At 69.2% G+C, this 14707-nt stretch carries 6 protein-coding genes; 1 reads left to right on the plus strand and 5 read right to left on the minus strand.

Annotated elements, in window-relative coordinates; genetic code table 11:
- Positions 1–5 precede the first annotated feature (5 nt).
- A complete protein-coding gene (locus HEP73_RS13890) occupies positions 6–2915 on the minus strand; it encodes a TonB-dependent receptor plug domain-containing protein (RefSeq protein ID WP_255423503.1) in 2910 nt (969 codons plus the stop codon).
- 91 nt (positions 2916–3006) lie between these two features.
- Here HEP73_RS13890 and HEP73_RS13895 point away from each other — a divergent pair, with 91 nt between their 5' ends.
- The gene (locus HEP73_RS13895; protein ID WP_185820430.1) at positions 3007–3273 is read left to right on the plus strand and encodes a hypothetical protein; all 267 of its coding nucleotides are present in this window, start codon (positions 3007–3009) and stop codon (positions 3271–3273) included.
- Positions 3274–3357: 84 nt separating this feature from the next.
- Here HEP73_RS13895 and HEP73_RS13900 read toward each other — a convergent pair whose 3' ends face one another.
- Genes HEP73_RS13900 through HEP73_RS13915 form a run of 4 tightly spaced genes read right to left on the minus strand, consistent with a single transcriptional unit; the run spans position 3358 to position 14453 of the window.
- Positions 3358–5679 carry a S9 family peptidase gene (locus HEP73_RS13900; protein ID WP_185820431.1) on the minus strand — a complete coding sequence of 774 codons (2322 nt, stop codon included), beginning with the start codon at positions 5677–5679 and terminating at the stop codon, positions 3358–3360.
- 19 nt (positions 5680–5698) lie between these two features.
- Complete coding sequence (locus HEP73_RS13905; protein WP_185820432.1) at positions 5699–7291, minus strand: family 43 glycosylhydrolase; 1593 nt, start codon at positions 7289–7291, stop codon at positions 5699–5701.
- A complete protein-coding gene (locus HEP73_RS13910; RefSeq protein ID WP_185820433.1) occupies positions 7288–11622 on the minus strand; it encodes an Ig-like domain-containing protein in 4335 nt (1444 codons plus the stop codon). Before HEP73_RS13910 ends, HEP73_RS13905 begins: the two co-directional genes overlap by 4 nt.
- Complete coding sequence (locus tag HEP73_RS13915) at positions 11619–14453, minus strand: TonB-dependent receptor domain-containing protein (RefSeq protein ID WP_185820434.1); 2835 nt, start codon at positions 14451–14453, stop codon at positions 11619–11621. The genes HEP73_RS13910 and HEP73_RS13915 overlap by 4 nt, the downstream gene beginning before the upstream one ends.
- Positions 14454–14707 lie beyond the last annotated feature (254 nt).

Genomic DNA, 14707 nt, shown 5'->3' on the forward strand with positions numbered 1-14707 from the left:
GGCCTTCACAGCGCCAGGCGGATCCCGCCGTAGTACATGCGCCCGATCACGTCGTACACGCCGGCGTGGTAGCCCAGCTCGAAATTGGCGCCGCCCGCCTCCGCCCCCGGCACCCGCGGCGGCGCGCGATCGAACAGGTTGCTGACCCCGCCGAACACTTCCAGCCCCGACTTGAGCCGGTAGTAGCCGGACACGTCGCTGTAGAACACGTTGCCGGTCCACACCTTCTGGTACTCGGTATCGGTGATCTGGGTGCTGCTGCGCATCTTGGAGAAGTGGCGCAGCGACCAGGTCGCGCCGGCATGCGCATTGGACCAGGTGCCGCGCAGCACGCCCTTCCAGGACGGCGAGCCGAACACGCCGGCGAAGCGGGTGACCTCCTCCGGCTGGTCCGGATCCAGCGTGTAGTCCTGGCGGATCAGGTGGGTGTAGTTCAGGTCGAACGACAGCGCGCCGGCATTCTGGCCCCAGCGCTCTGCCAGGTCGTAGCGGTACTGCGCGAAGAAGTCGACGCCGCGGGTCAGGTAGCGCGACAGGTTGAGCTTCTGGGTGACCGCGTTGAGCAGGTTGCCGTCGGCATCGCGGCTGACGAAGGAGCAGAACTGGTTGTCCAGGGTCGGCGCGTCCACGCACTTGTTGATGATGGTCTGCGCCGGGAACGAATCGATCGCGCCGCGCAGGTCGATGTTGTAGTAGTCCACCGACAGCGAGAAATCCTTCAGGAAACGCGGGCGCAGCACGATGCCGACGGTGCGGGTCTTGGCGGTTTCGTTGGCCAGGTCCAGGTTGCCCTTGGTGATGATGTCGCGATACAGCCAGTAGGTGCTCTTGTCCGACGGATTGAGCTGCGCGCAGTTGGCCGCGGTGTACTGGGTGCGGTCGGTGCGGTAGCGCTGGTTGTAGGTGTTGCACGGATCGGTGACCCACATGCCGCCGATGCTGCTGGCGGTGTACAGCTCGCCGATGTTGGGCGCGCGCACCGCCTTGCCGTAGGTGCCGCGCAGGGTGATGTCCTGGATCGGCGCCCAGTCGATGCCGAACTTGTTGGTGACGGTGCGGCCGGCGGTGTTGTAGTCGGACACGCGCACCGCCGCGTCCACGCCCAGGCGCTGCGCGAACAGCTTGTCGGCCAGCAGCGGCAGGTGCAGCTCGCTGTAGAGTTCCTTGACGTCGTACTGGCCGACCAGCGGCAGCTGGGTGGTGCCCAGGCTGGCGTTGTAGGCCGGATTGGCCGGATCGTACTGGGCGATCGCGCCGATGTCGTTGCGCTCCTTGCGGTACTCGCCGCCGAACGCGATCTGCGCCTCGCCGCCGGGCAGGTCGAAGATGCCGCCGGAGGCGTAGGCCGACAGCACCTGCTGGGTCATGGTGGTGGTGGCCCAGTCCGAGGTGTAGCGCAGGTAGCCGATCTCCTGCGCGGTCAGGCGCTTGAACGGATTCAACGGCACGCAGCCATTGCCCGGGTCGGTGAGCGTGCTGCGGCAGACCGCGCTGCCGTCGGCGGCGGCGGTGGAATCCACCGCAAGGTAATAGCGCTTGTAGGACACCGTATCGATGTCGCGGTTGCGCTGCTCGGTGCGGCCATAGGAGTAGTACGCGCTGTAGTTCCAGGCGCGCCCGCCCAGGCTGAAGTCGCCTTCCAGGCCGACCACGCCCTGCAGCAGCTGGCGCCGGTACTGGCTACCGCCCTGCCCCAGTTCGTCGTCGAAGTGCCGCGCGAAATAGACCCCGTCGGTGATCGTGCCGCCGTTGGCCGCGCGCATTTCGTCGGTGATGAACGGGCTGTCGGCCGGCACCGCCTCGCTGCCGAACGCGCTCAGCGCGCGCCACGCCGATTGCGAGGTGGTACGCGAATAACCGACGTTGGCGAAGAAGCGCAGGCTGTCGCTGAAATCGAAGTTGAGCGTGGCGCGGCTGGCGAAACGATCCGACGGCACCGCCAGATACCACGAGTCGTAGCGGCCGCCGTACTCGCCGCCGTCGGTGAGCAGGCTGCCCAGCGCGGTGGATGGATCGGCCAGGCTCAGCGGCACGCTGTTGACGTAGCCGCCCGGGCCGAGCACCGGCGCGCGCAGTTGGCCATCGGCGGTCATCGCGTAGTGGCGGCCGCCGAGGATGAGCTGCGCGTCCTCGGCGTTGTTGATGTTGCGGTTGTTGTCGGAGATCCAGTAGCGCTGGTTGCGGTTGTTGCGCGTGTACATCGGGTAGCCCATGGCGGTCCACGGCCGGTCCTGGCCGGAGACCGAATCGGGTTCGCGCTCGTAGAAACCGTAGACGGTGACGTTGCCGCGGTTGTCGGCGAAGTTGTGCCCGAACAGCGCATCGACGCTGCTGCTGCGCATGTCGCCGCGGCTGGAGATGCCATAGCGAGCGCTGGCGTCCAGGCCCTGGAAGTCCTTCTTCAGGATGAAATTGGCCACGCCGGTGACCGCGTCGGCGCCATACAGCGCCGAGGCGCCGCCGGTGATGACTTCCACGCGTTCGACCAGGCTGGACGGAATATTGCTCACGTCCACCGCCGAGGTGCCCGGGATCGCCGGCACCTGGCGGCGGCCGTCGACCAGCACCAGGGTGCGCTGGGTGCCCATGCCGCGCAGGTCCAGCGCGTTGATGCCGGGATTGCCGGCCAGGTTGCTGGTCTGGCTGGTCTGGGTCAGCGCCAGGCTCGGCAGTTGGTTGACCACGTCTGCGATCTCGGTATAACCGGCCGCGCGGATCTGCTCGGCGCCGATCACGGTCAGCGGCGTGGGGCCGTCCAGCGCATCGTTGCGGCGAATGCGCGAACCGGTGACGACCACGCTGTCCAGGGTCTTGGCGTCGGCGGCGCTGTCGCTGCCATCGGCCGCCGCGGTGGCGGGGTCGCGCACGGTAGCCGCCTCCTGCGCCGCCGCCGGCAGCGCGGCGAGCAGCGCCATGCCGATCGCAGCGCACAACAGCGTGCGCCCGTGTCCGCGTCGATCGCGACAGGCGGAGGCCGGAGGGGGGGAAGGCAAACGAACGTCGCGCATGGGTTGTCTCTCGGTTGAGCGGCCTGCACGCAAAATCCAGGCCGCACGACGCCGCGCCCGCGCTGCGCATGGCAACGAGAACCCGCATCGATCGATGGAGGCCGTGCATCCCCGCACGGCGCAGAATGCGGTGCGCGTGTCGCGCATCGGAAAACCGTTGCGCGTCTTCGCGCTCCAGGAAAACCCGTTGCGCGTCGCTACGTACCGCAACTGCAGAGTTTCACGTCGGCAGGGTCAGCGTCTTGTGGAAAAACGTCGCCTTTGACGTGGAAATTTGTCGATATGTTGCGATGTGTCGCAATGTCCGCCACACGCCGCGCGCCACCTCACGCCGGCACGCGCGCAACTCTCAGTGCGCGACGGGCGCCGATGCCGCCGCCTGCCGGTTCCAGTCCGGCGTCGGCGCCTGCTGCAGCCAGCGCACGAAGAAGTCCGCCAAGCGGCGCCGGCCGTAGTCGCCGCCGGCGCCATGATCGCCGCCCGGCACCACCAGCAGATCGAAATCCTTGCCGGCCTTGATCAGCCGATCGGCGACCTGGAAGGTGCTGGCCGGATCGACGTTGTGGTCCATGTCGCCGGTCACCAGCAGCAGATGCCCCTGCAGGCGCGCGGCGTTGTCGACATTGGACGAGGCCGAATACCACGGCCCGACCGGCCAACCCATCCATTGCTCGTTCCACCAGATCTTGTCCATGCGGTTGTCGTGGCAGCCGGAATTGGCCACCGCGGCGACGTAGAACTCCGGATGGAACAGCAACGCGCCGAGCGCGCTCTGGCCGCCGGCGGAGGTGCCGTAGATGCCCACGCCCTGCTCGATCGCGTACCACGGATACTGCGCCGCCACGGCGCGGTGCCAGGCGATGCGATCGGGGAAACCAGCGTCCTTGAGGTTGCGCCAGGCCACGTCGTGGAACGCGCGCGAACGGTTGTTGGTGCCCATGCCGTCGATCTGCGCCACGGCGAAGCCGAGCGCGGTCAGCGCCGGCACGCGCGCGCTGAAGGTCTTGGGCACGAACGAGCCGTGCGGCCCAGCGTAGATGTTCTCGACCACGCGGTAGCGCTGCCCGTCGGCCTGCGCCTGCGGCCGATGGATCACACCCCAGATCTCGGTCTTGCCGTCGCGGCCGGGCGTGTGGAACGGCAGCGGCGGCAGCCAGCCAGCCGCACGCAGCCGGGTCAGGTCGGCGCGCTCGACCTGCCGCACCAGCGTGCCGTCGTCGCTGCGGCGCAATTCCAGCACCGGCCCCAGGTCCACCCGCGAATACAAGTCGAGCAGCCAGCGTCCGTCTGGCGACAGCACGACCTCGTGGTCGGCCTGCTCCGGGGTCAGCGCGGTCAATCCGCTGCCATCCAGGCCGATGCGATAGGCGTGACGGTAGTACGGATCCTCGCCGGGGCTCATGCCTGAGGCGATGAAGTAGATCTGCTGCGCGGCCTCGTCGACGCGCTCGACCTTGCGCACCACCCATTCGCCGCGCGTGACCTGGCGCGGGGCGGCGCCGCTGCGCGTGTCGTACAGGTACAACTGCTCCCAGCCGTCGCGCTCGGACGCCCACAGGGTATGCGCGCCATCGGCGAAATCGTGGCGATAGCGTTTGCCGCCATTCTCGTGAGTGCCGCTGAGATCGGAATATTCGATGAAGGTCGGCGAGGTTTCCTCGATCAGCGTGCGCGCCTGCGCGCTGTGTCCATCCGCCTCGATCACCCGGTAGCGCTGGTGGCCGCGTTCGTTGTACTCGAAGGTGAAGCCGCTGCCGTCGCTGCGCCACTGCGGCCAGCTCAGCGCGAACGCATTCGGGAACAGCGCTGCCGGCACAGCCTTCGCCTGCCGCGAGGCCAGGTCGAACAGCACCGGCTGCAGCACCGGCAGCGGATCGCCGGGCTTGGCGTAGATCTGCTGATGCAGCTTGGGCTGCAACTGGTCCGGCGGCGCCGACTCGATGTAGTACACCGTGCGCGGCGCTGCCGGCTTGATGCGGTAGGCGACCAGCCGGGTCGAATCCGGCGACCAGGCGATGCTGTCCGCCGCGTAATACTCGGCGGTGCTGCCATCATGGCTGAGCGCGACCGGGCTGCCGCCAGCGGCCAGCGCGACCACCACGTTGCCGGCCTCGACCCAGGCCCGCCACTTGCCGTCCGGCGACGCCTGCGCATACGCCGGACCCTGCTTCAAAGGGATGCTCATGTCGTAGGAATCGGGCGGCAACGCGCCCATCTCGGTGCGCGTGCAGCGGTACTGCGGCAGATCGCACTGCCAGCGCACGCGATCGCGCTCGAACACCAGCCGCTGCGCGTCCAGCTTCACCTCGTCCAACCGCAACGCCGCCGCATCGACCGGCTTGCCGCTGGCCGCGGACATCGCCGCCGCCAGCCGCGCGTGATCGAACGCAGGTTCGTTGCGGCCGTCGGCGACCGCGACCCGGCGGTACTCGATCGCCGGTGCGGCGCCGCTGCGCGCCAGCGAACGCCGATACAGGAAATGCCCGGCGTCCAACCACAGCGGCTGCGACGGCTGGCGATCGACCAATGCCTCGTAGCGTTGGCTCAGCGCCTGCGCGCGCTGATAGTCGTCCGCACTCGGCGCGGCCAGCGCGCAGGGCGCCAGCGCCGCCAATACGAGCAGCAGTAAGCCCGGTGCGGCGACGCGCCGCCCGTTTCGATCCGTCTTCATCCGTCGACCACCCGATGCATCAAAGCGTGTCGCAGCGCTGCGCATCCGCAACGCCGGCCTGGGCCAGGCGCTGCGCGCGCGTGGCCCACATTTCCCATTCCTGCACCGCCAGCGCGGCATAGCGGCCGTCGCCGCCGGAGGCATCGAACACCGCGCGCACGCAGCGCGTGGTCACCGGCGCGAAACGCAGCGTCTGCACGCGGCCGGCAACCGTGCCGCTCTTCGCCTCCGCCAGCGGCAACCACTGCCCGTCCTTGCGGTATTCCAGATGCCAGCGCGCCGGCGGCGCCACGCCTTCGTTGGCGCCGGGTGGATGGTCGGCCCAGAACACGATGCGGCTGCGCTGCAGCGTCACCGGCTGCGTCCAGCTGTACTGGATCCACTGCTGCGGCGGATTGTGCGCGGTCCAGCTGCCCCACATCTGCGGCGGCAGCGGATTGCGCTTGACCACGCCGTCGTTGAGCGCGGCGATCCAGTATTGATGCGGGATGTCCGGGCCGTTGGAAGCGCTGGCGGAGGCGTAGCGGGCCACGTTGCGCTGCAGCGGCTGCGGCGGCTGCGGCGCACGCGTGGCCAGCACCGGGCGAATGCGTGCCGGCCGCTGGGTGTCGTCCCAGTCCAGCCGGTCGATCGCCACGCTGCGGCGGAAGTGGCCGCCGCCCTTGGCATCGGCGGTGTGATAGACCAGATACCACTGGCCCTTGAACTGCACGATGCCCGAATGCGAGGTGGTGGAGGACACCGGCGGCAGGATCACCCCGCGGTAGGTCCATGGCCCCAGCGGCGACGGCGCGCTGCCGTAGGCGATGCAGGCGTGATACAGCGTCGGCGTGCAATCCGAGTCCGGCCCGGCACGATTGCCGGCGTAGGCCATGTAGTAAGTGCCGTTGCGCTTGAAAAGCCACGGCGCCTCGAAATAGCCGTCCAGCGTGGTCACCGCCACCGCCGCGCCCTTGGGCGTGACCATGTCGCGCTCCAGCTCGATCCCGAACAGCTTGCCGAAGGTGCCCCAGTACAGATACACGCGGCCGTCGTCGTCGACCAGTACGGTCGGGTCAATGTTCTGGATCGTGTTCTTCACCGGCAGCGACTGCGACAGGATCGGCCCTTGCGGATGCGCATCGCGCCACGGCCCCAGCGGGCTGTCGGCGACCGCCACGCCGATCGCGAACGGATCGGCGTTGGGCGAGTGTTTTTCCTCCACCGGCGCGTACAGGTAGTAGCGCCGGTCCGGTCCCTGCACGATCTGCGCGGCATAGGCGCGGCCCGCGGCGGCCCAGGCGAAGACCTGTTCCGGACGCAGCAGCGAGGGATAGTGCGTCCAGTTGCCGCTGCCGACATCGTCGGTCGCCAGCATTTGCCAGCGCTGGATCACGAAGTCGTTGACGTCGGGCGGCGCCTCGTCGCGGCCGGCGATGATGTACAGCTTGCCGTCGGCGACCAGCGGCGCCGGATCGGCGGAATAGTCGCGGCCGTCGGCCAGGATCGGATTGCCGGCGCTGTGCACGCTGCGCGCGGGCAACGGTGCCGCCTGCGCGACGGCAACGGCAAGCGCCAACAGCAGGCAGGCACCGATGCGCCGGGCGACACGCGCGGCGCGGCGCAGGCTCATGGCGCCACCGCCGCGTCGACCACGATCTGCAGCCGCACCGGCAACTGCCCGCTGCCGCCCCGCCCCTGCGCGCTGCCGACGATGCTGCTGGTGCCCGGCGCGGCATACGCGGCCGGCGCCAACGGCGGCCACTGCACCGGCACCCGTTCGCGCGAGCCGTCGTTGTACTGCACGCCGACGAAGGCCGGCAGCGCCGGCACCTGGCCGGCACGCACGTGCAGCGGCGGTGGCGCCTGCACCGTGTTGATCTGGCCCGGCGCGGTGGCGCGCACCCAGATGCTGGCGGTCACCGGCAGGCCGCCATCGGCCAGGCCCTGCACCTGCACGCGGCCTTCGCCGGCCAGCGACGACGCGTCGAGCTGCGACCAGCGCACGCCCAGCCAATCCCAGCTGCCGTCGGCGAAGTAAGCGGCGATGCGCTGCGGCAGCGCCGGCGTCTCGCCCGGCGCCACCCGCACGTCGATCGGCTCGACCGCATCGGCGCGCTCGGCGAACACCTGCCATTCGTCGATGCCGACCGCAGCGTGGCCGTCGCCCTGCACCGCGGTTTCCAGCACCGCACGCAACGCGCTGGTGGTCACCGCTGCGAACGCCACGCGGCTGGCTTCGCCGCGCGCGGCGAGCGGATAGCCGCCGCGCACCCCGATGTCGCGCCACTGCTCGCCATCGCGGTATTGCAGCTTCCACGCGCGCGGCGGCGCTACGCCGCCATTGGGTTGGTCGTCCCAGAAGTAGACGGCGGCGCCGTTCAAGCGCTGCGGTTGCCGCCATTGGTACTGCACCCACACCGAAACCGGTTGCGCGCGGCCCCAGCTGCCCCAGCGCCGATCCGCGGACGGCGCTTGATCCGGCGCCGGCAGCAGCCCGTCGTTGAGCGCCTGCAGCCGGTGATGGCCGGCGGTGACCTGCGCGCTGGCCTCGGCCTCGCCCTGCACTTCCAGGCCCTGCCCGGCCGGCGTCGGCGCGGCGACCACGGCCACGTCGGCATGGCCTTGCAACGCGCCGTCGTCGGCCTGCAAGCGCAGCGTGTAGGCGCCTGGCGCGGTGAAGCGCACGCTGCTGCTGGCCGCCTGCGGTTCCTCGAAGATCGCCGCGCCGCCCGGCGGCGCCTGCAGCACGCTCCAATGCAGCGCCAAGCTGCCGTTCGGCAGCGCGTCGTCGCCGACGCGGCCAACGACACGCAGCGCGCCGCCGACACCGTCCTGCTGCCAGGCCTCGACCTGCGGCGCCCGATTGGGGTCGGCCGTCGGCACCCGCGCGCCGCTGGCATAGGCCTGGATTTCCTTGATCCCGGTGCGCAGCGCGCCGGCATGGGTCACCAGCACGCGCAGCCGCTGCACGCGCAACGCGGGGAAGCGCACGCGGTTGCGGTTGCCCAGCGCGATCGGCGCATCGCGCACCTGGCCGGGCACGGTCTTCCAGGCATGTCCGTCGAAATACTGCAGCACGTACAGCCACGGCGGCGCGTAGCCGGCGCGGGTGCCGGAAGCAAAGCCGTGCTGTTCGCCGGGCGGCGAGGAGCTGCGGTAGAAGTACAGGCGCACGTCGTCCAGCAGTTGCGGACGGCCCAGGTCGAGTTCGATCCAGTCGCTGCGCGACGGCGACCCGGCGGTGCCCCAGAACGGTTCGTTGGCGGTGCTGCCGTCCACCGCCGCACTGGCCGCGAAACCGTCGGCGGCATAGCTGGCGCTCACCATCGCGCCTTGCGCGAGATTTCGCGCGGTTGCCGGCAGCGTGGTGTCCACGCCGGCGTTGGCCAGTACCGCGGTGATCCGCGCATCGGCGGCGAAGCGCACCTGCGCCGGCATCTGCACGGCGATAGCCTTCGAACCGAGCACACGCAGCTGCGCGGCATCCGCATTGAGCGCATCCGGCAGCGCCTGCACGCGGCCGCTGGCCGGGTCGTAGAGCACATGCGCCAGGCGATCGACGGTGAATGCCAGCTTCCCGTCCAGATACAGCGAATAGCCCTTGGGCACCGCGCCGCCGTAGTGGCGGCCGTCGCGGTCCCAGACGATGGACAGGTCGCGGTCGCGGTAGCGCACCGCGTCGGCGGCGAAATGATCCCAACCGATGTCGATCGGATACAGCTCGATCTGCGCGTCGCTGCGCGGACGCAGGCCCATCGCGTCCTCGATCACGGTGAAGTTGGTCGCGCCGAGCTGGGTGTGGTGGATCCACGAGCGGTAGCCGATGCTGCCGCCGTCGGCGGCGCTGCCCTGCGCCCAGAACTCGTTCTGGTCCGGGTAGCGGTTGTCGCCGTCGATGTAGTGCGCCCAGGCGTTCCAGTACAGCAGCTTGCGGTAGCTGCCCGCGTCCAGGTACGGACTGGGATAGTCGCGCAGCGCGCTGCCGAGCAGGCGGAAGGCGACGGTGGAGTTGATCACCGAGAAATTGTTGCTGCCGCCGGCGCCGCGCGCCTGCCGGTCGGCCTGGTTGGCGGTATAGAACGGGAAGATCGGGTACTGCCGCGTATCGGCGAACAGGCGCAGCGCGCGCACGTACTTCGGATCGTAGTCGGCATCGCCCTGCTTCGGCATCAGGCCGACGCTGAACGGGTAGTAGTTGTTGGTCTCCTTCCAGTCCACCGGCAGCCGCGCGCCATCGGCCTGGCGCTGCTTGAGCAGGTCGCCGTGCAGTCCCATGCCGTCGGCGGTGGCGCTGTGGTCCTGCCACAGCACGGCGAGCACGGCGCTGCGGATCTTCGCCGCCAGCGCCTGCATGCGCACCGCGGTGCCCGCATCGCCGGCGAGCTGCGCGGCCTGCGCCGCGGCCAATGCGTTGGCGTAGACGTAGGCGCTTTCGCTGCGGTCCATGCGGATCTGGCCGTGCTGCTTGGCCCAGTCGAAGGACACCGCATCGGCGTCGTTGCCGGTCATCGCTGCCCAGTCGTACTCGATCAGGCCGTTATTGTTGCGGTCGTAGGCGCGCAACAGCGCGTCCACGTCGGCGCTGGCGTAGCGCGCCAGCTGCGCCGCCACCGCCGGCGGCCCGCCGTGCAGCTGGTAGGCGCGCCAGGCGGCGGCGCTGAGGTATTGGGCGTAGGAATTGGACCAGTTCTCCGGCGCGCCGGGATTGTCCACGTACTTGCCGCCGCCGGCGGTCTCGCCGGCGCCCAGCCACGAGCCGTAGGCGTAGCTGGGATCGCGCAGGTACTTGAGGTCGTCGATGAACATGCCGGTGGTCAGCACGATCGCATTGTCGTAGCCGAGCACGCCTTCGATCGCCACCGGGAACTGGTAGTCGTTGCCGGGCACCGCGGCGTCGAGGAAATTGAAGCGGAGCAGCCACCAGCGATAGAACAACGTCTTGTCGATGTTGTCCTCGGGCGTGTCCAGGTACGGCAGGTTGTCGGCCCACCAGCGGTTGTAGGCGACCACGTGCTCGCGGTACGCCTGCTGCGGCGACTGCGCGGCGATGCGCCGGTATTCGCTCAGCGACGCCGGCAGTTCGCGCGTGACCAGCCCGAGCTGCACCTTCAGCGTGGCCGCTTCGCCGCTCGCCGGCAGCGCCACGCGGCGCGCGATGGAACCGCCCTCGACCGCGAAGCCGTCGCCCGACAGGCGCGGGAACACCGTGGTGATCGCGTTGTGGGTGGCGAACGCACCGGTGAGCTCGGCGCCGTCGGCATGCGTGGCCATCGGTGAGATCGCACGCAGGGTCAGCGTGCGCGCCACGCCGTCGCTGCTGGACAGCGTGGCCTCGGCCACGGCCACGTTCTGCTCGCTGATGAACTTGACCAGGCGCAGCCGCACGCCTGCGCCGGCATCGGCGTAGACGCTGCTGAAATAGCTCGGCGTCTGCCGCCGCTGCGCGCTGTCCTCGACCAGGTGCAGCGGCTTGCCGTCGATCTCCGCCTGCAACCGGAACAGCGCATCGTGGCCGGTCTTGTGCGCATAGGCGACATCGCCGACGAAACCCGGCTGCTGCGGCTGGTGGGTGTACATGTACGCGGCGCGGCCGCGGCTGAACAACCAGTTGTTGTCGTCGTCGAACCCACCGCCGGTGCCGCTGCGCGCGAGCATGCGGTCGATCCAGAAATCCTTGCCCGGCGCCGTGCCGGCGCCGGCCGCCAGATCGGCGGCGAACACCCGCTGCAGATGCCCGCCCGGCGCGAAGGCCACGCCGCTGTCCGGAATCGGTGTCGGCGTACCCTTGAAATGCGGATAGCCGAGCGCGGCGTTGCTGGCCTGCAACGCTTCGCCATCCGCGGCGGCGATGGCGCTCGCCGCCACCGCGCCGCACGCCGCGCCCAGCACCACCGCGAGCAATGCGGCGGCGGCGCGCGGCCGCCGCCATGCCGCGGCCACGCCGCCTGCCCGCAACCTCAAAACTCGGTCCTGAGCCGCGCCCAGAAGTAGCGTCCCAGCGTGTCGTAGGTGAACGCGTCGGTATTGGCCGCGCTCGCATAGCCGTAGTACTGCGGCGGCTTGCGGTTGCCGACGTTGTTGGCGCCGGCCGACAGCGTGGTGTGCAGGCTCTCGAACTTCCGGCTCAGCGAGACGTCGTGGTAGGTGACCGTGCCGACCTTGAAGTAGACGCAACTGCCGTCGGCGGCGGTGTTCACGCAGAAGTCCTCGTAGGCGCTGCCGACCGTGGTCGGGCCGAGCAGGCGGGTGTTCCAGCTCGCGTGCCACGGCCCGTTGTCCCAGCCCAGGTTGAAGCTGGCGCGCCAGCGCGGCATGTTGCCCCAGCTGGACATCTCGCCGACGTAGTTGTGGTCGTCGCCGCTGAACTTGTAGCTGGACAGGAAGGTGGCATCGACGCCGGCCTGGAAGTTGCCCCAGGCGGTATCGCGCAGCGCGTACTTGATGCCGATGTCGTAGCCGCGGATATCGACCTTGCCGCTGTTGATCGCGAACGGCACGGTCACGTTGACCAGTTGCCCGCTGGCGTTGCGCTGGATCAACGGGCAGTACGCGTTCTGGCCGTCGTAGCAGTTCTGCAGCACCAGGTCCAGGCCGGAGCTGTTGATCATGTCGTCGAGGGTGACCCGCCAGCTGTCCAGGTTCAGCGACAAGCCGTCCGCCCAGCCAGGATCGTAGACCGCGCCGACGTTGTAGGACCGGCCCTGCTCGGGCTTGATCGCGAAGCCGGCATTGGCCGAGCCGGTGGTCAGCACGTTGAACGAGGAGGTGTTGACGAAGCTGCCGTTGGTCGGCACGTTGGCGCAGGCCGCGGCGTTGCCGCCGCCGGTATAGCCGTTGCACGGGTCGGTGTAGGTGCCGGTATCGTCCACCACCGATTTGAACGGCGAGCCGTACAGGTCGCCCAGCGCCGGCGCGCGGAACACTTCCGAGCCGGTGGCGCGGATCAGCAGGTTGTCGATCGGGCGCCATTCCAGCGCGACCTTGCTGTTGGTGGTGTTGCCCCAGTAGTCGTACTTGGAATAGCGCGTGCCCAGGTTGAGGTTCAGCGCCTGCGCGCCGGGCACGTCCTTGAGCAACGGGATCAGCACTTCGGCGTAGGCTTCCTTGATCGTCTCGTCGTGGCCCTGGTTCATGATGCAGCCGTCGTTGTAATCGCAACTGCCTTCGGGATCGGCGGCGGCGACCGGATTGCTGGTGCCCTGCGAGAACCCGTTCTTGCGGAACGACAGCCCGAACGCGGCCTGCACCATGCCCGCCGGCATCGCGAACAGGTCGCCGTTGACGCTGGCCTCGGCGAACTTCATGGTGCTCTCGTCGATCAGGTCGACCGCGCTCTGGGTGGCCTTGATCCCGGCGATGGTCGCCGGATCGTCCGGGTTGAACACGTTGATCGGAGTACAGCCGGAGATCACGTTGCCCGGCGTGCCGCACTTGACCACGCCGTCGCTGTCCAGGAACGAGGCGCCGACCGCGTTGTTCAGCGCCGAGGTGATCGAGAAGCCGTTGCGCACCAGGGTGTCCTTGTAGCGCGCATAACCGGCCGCCGCATCCCATTGCCAGCTGGTGTCGGCGAACTTGCCGCGCAAACCGGCCACGATGTTGGTCTGGTACATGGTCGAGGTGTAGACGCGGGTGTTGGCCGCCTCCGAGCGCAGCAGGTAGCGCGACAGCTGGCTGCCGAACGGGTTGTAGTAGTTCTGCGTGGCGTTGGGCTGTTCCAGGCCGTAGGCGGTCAGCTGCGAGGTGGTCTCGCTGCGGGTCCAGAACATGTCCAGGTAGCCCTGCACGTTCGGGGTGAAATCGAAGCTGGCGTGGGCGGAGAAGTTGGTGCGCTGCACCGGGGTGATCAGGTACTGGCCGTAATAGGAGTTATAGCCGTCGGTGGCGATGTTGTTGGTGTGGAAATCGCCGGCATCGACCGCGCCTGGCGCCAGGCCGCTGTTCGGAGTCAGCACGCTGCCGTCGCCGAGGATGGCGCGGGTGCCGTTGCCGCGGCGTTCCACCACTTGGCCGTTGAGATAGTTCACCGCGGTCTTGGCGTAGCTGCGGTCTTCGTCGTACAGCGCGTTCATCGAGCTGCGGCTCAGACCCAGGATCAGCCCGCCGCGCTCCCAGGTCTTGCCCCACTCCACGCCCACCGATCGGCGGTTGCCGTCGCCGTGCGTGCTCTGGCCGTAGTCGACGGTCGCGGCGGCGCCGTCGTACTTGTCCTTGAGGATGATGTTGACCACGCCGGCGATGGCATCGGAGCCGTACACCGAGGACGCGCCGTCGGTCAGCACCTCGATGCGTTCCACCATCGCCGCCGGGATCGCGTTGATGTCCACGCCGGGCGCGGCGGACACGCTACTGGCCGGTCCGGCCATGCGGTGGCCGTTGACCAGCACCAGGGTGCGCTCGGCGCCGAGGTTGCGCAGCGAGACCAGCGCGCGGCCGTGGCTGAAGCCGGAATTGAGCGAGATGTTGGGCATGTTGCCGGCCATCGCCGGCAGTTGCTGCAGCAGCTGGCCGAGCGTGTCCTGGCCGCTGTCCTCGATCCGCTGGCGGTCGATGGTGATCACCGGGCTGGCGGTCTCCGCATCGACGCGGCGGATATGGCTGCCGGTCACCGTGACCTTTTCCAGCGTGGTGGCGGCCGCGCCATCGGCGCTGGCGTCCTGCGCCAGTGCGGCCGGCGCGGTGGCGGCCAGCGCCAGTGCGGTACAGATCGCCGCTGTCAGCGGGCCCGGCCGCTGCGCGCGGCGCCACGAAGACGGGAAGAGCGGCGCAGCGCGTTCAGACAAAGACGACATCGGATTCTCCTGGGCGGCGACGCGTGGCGATCGGCAGGGCCGGCATGCCCTTCCCCGGGCTGCCATCCCCATCGCCAGCGGTCGTTGGCGGGGCGGAACAGGGCGTCGTATGCAAGGCGCGACGGCAGCGCGAGCTGCCGCCGTCGCCGCTGCGTGCGGCGCTGCATCGTGCAGGAATCTCCCCCGGAGACTTCATTGCACCGACACAATGTGCGCGTACTGTGATGGCGTCGTCTTGTCGTATTTATCGGTTA

It is taken from the genome of Xanthomonas sp. GW (genome assembly GCF_014236815.1).
GTDB lineage: Bacteria > Pseudomonadota > Gammaproteobacteria > Xanthomonadales > Xanthomonadaceae > Xanthomonas_A.

Excerpts from the sequence above, each read along its gene's own strand:
- HEP73_RS13890 (WP_255423503.1), bottom strand. The coding sequence starts at position 2,915 with ATGGCGCTGCTCGCCGCGCTGCCGGCGGCGGCGCAGGAGGCGGCTACC.
- HEP73_RS13905 (WP_185820432.1), bottom strand. The coding sequence starts at position 7,291 with ATGAGCCTGCGCCGCGCCGCGCGTGTCGCCCGGCGCATCGGTGCCTGC.
- HEP73_RS13900 (WP_185820431.1), bottom strand. The coding sequence starts at position 5,679 with ATGAAGACGGATCGAAACGGGCGGCGCGTCGCCGCACCGGGCTTACTG.
- HEP73_RS13915 (WP_185820434.1), bottom strand. The coding sequence starts at position 14,453 with ATGTCGTCTTTGTCTGAACGCGCTGCGCCGCTCTTCCCGTCTTCGTGG.
- HEP73_RS13895 (WP_185820430.1), top strand. The coding sequence starts at position 3,007 with ATGGGTTGTCTCTCGGTTGAGCGGCCTGCACGCAAAATCCAGGCCGCA.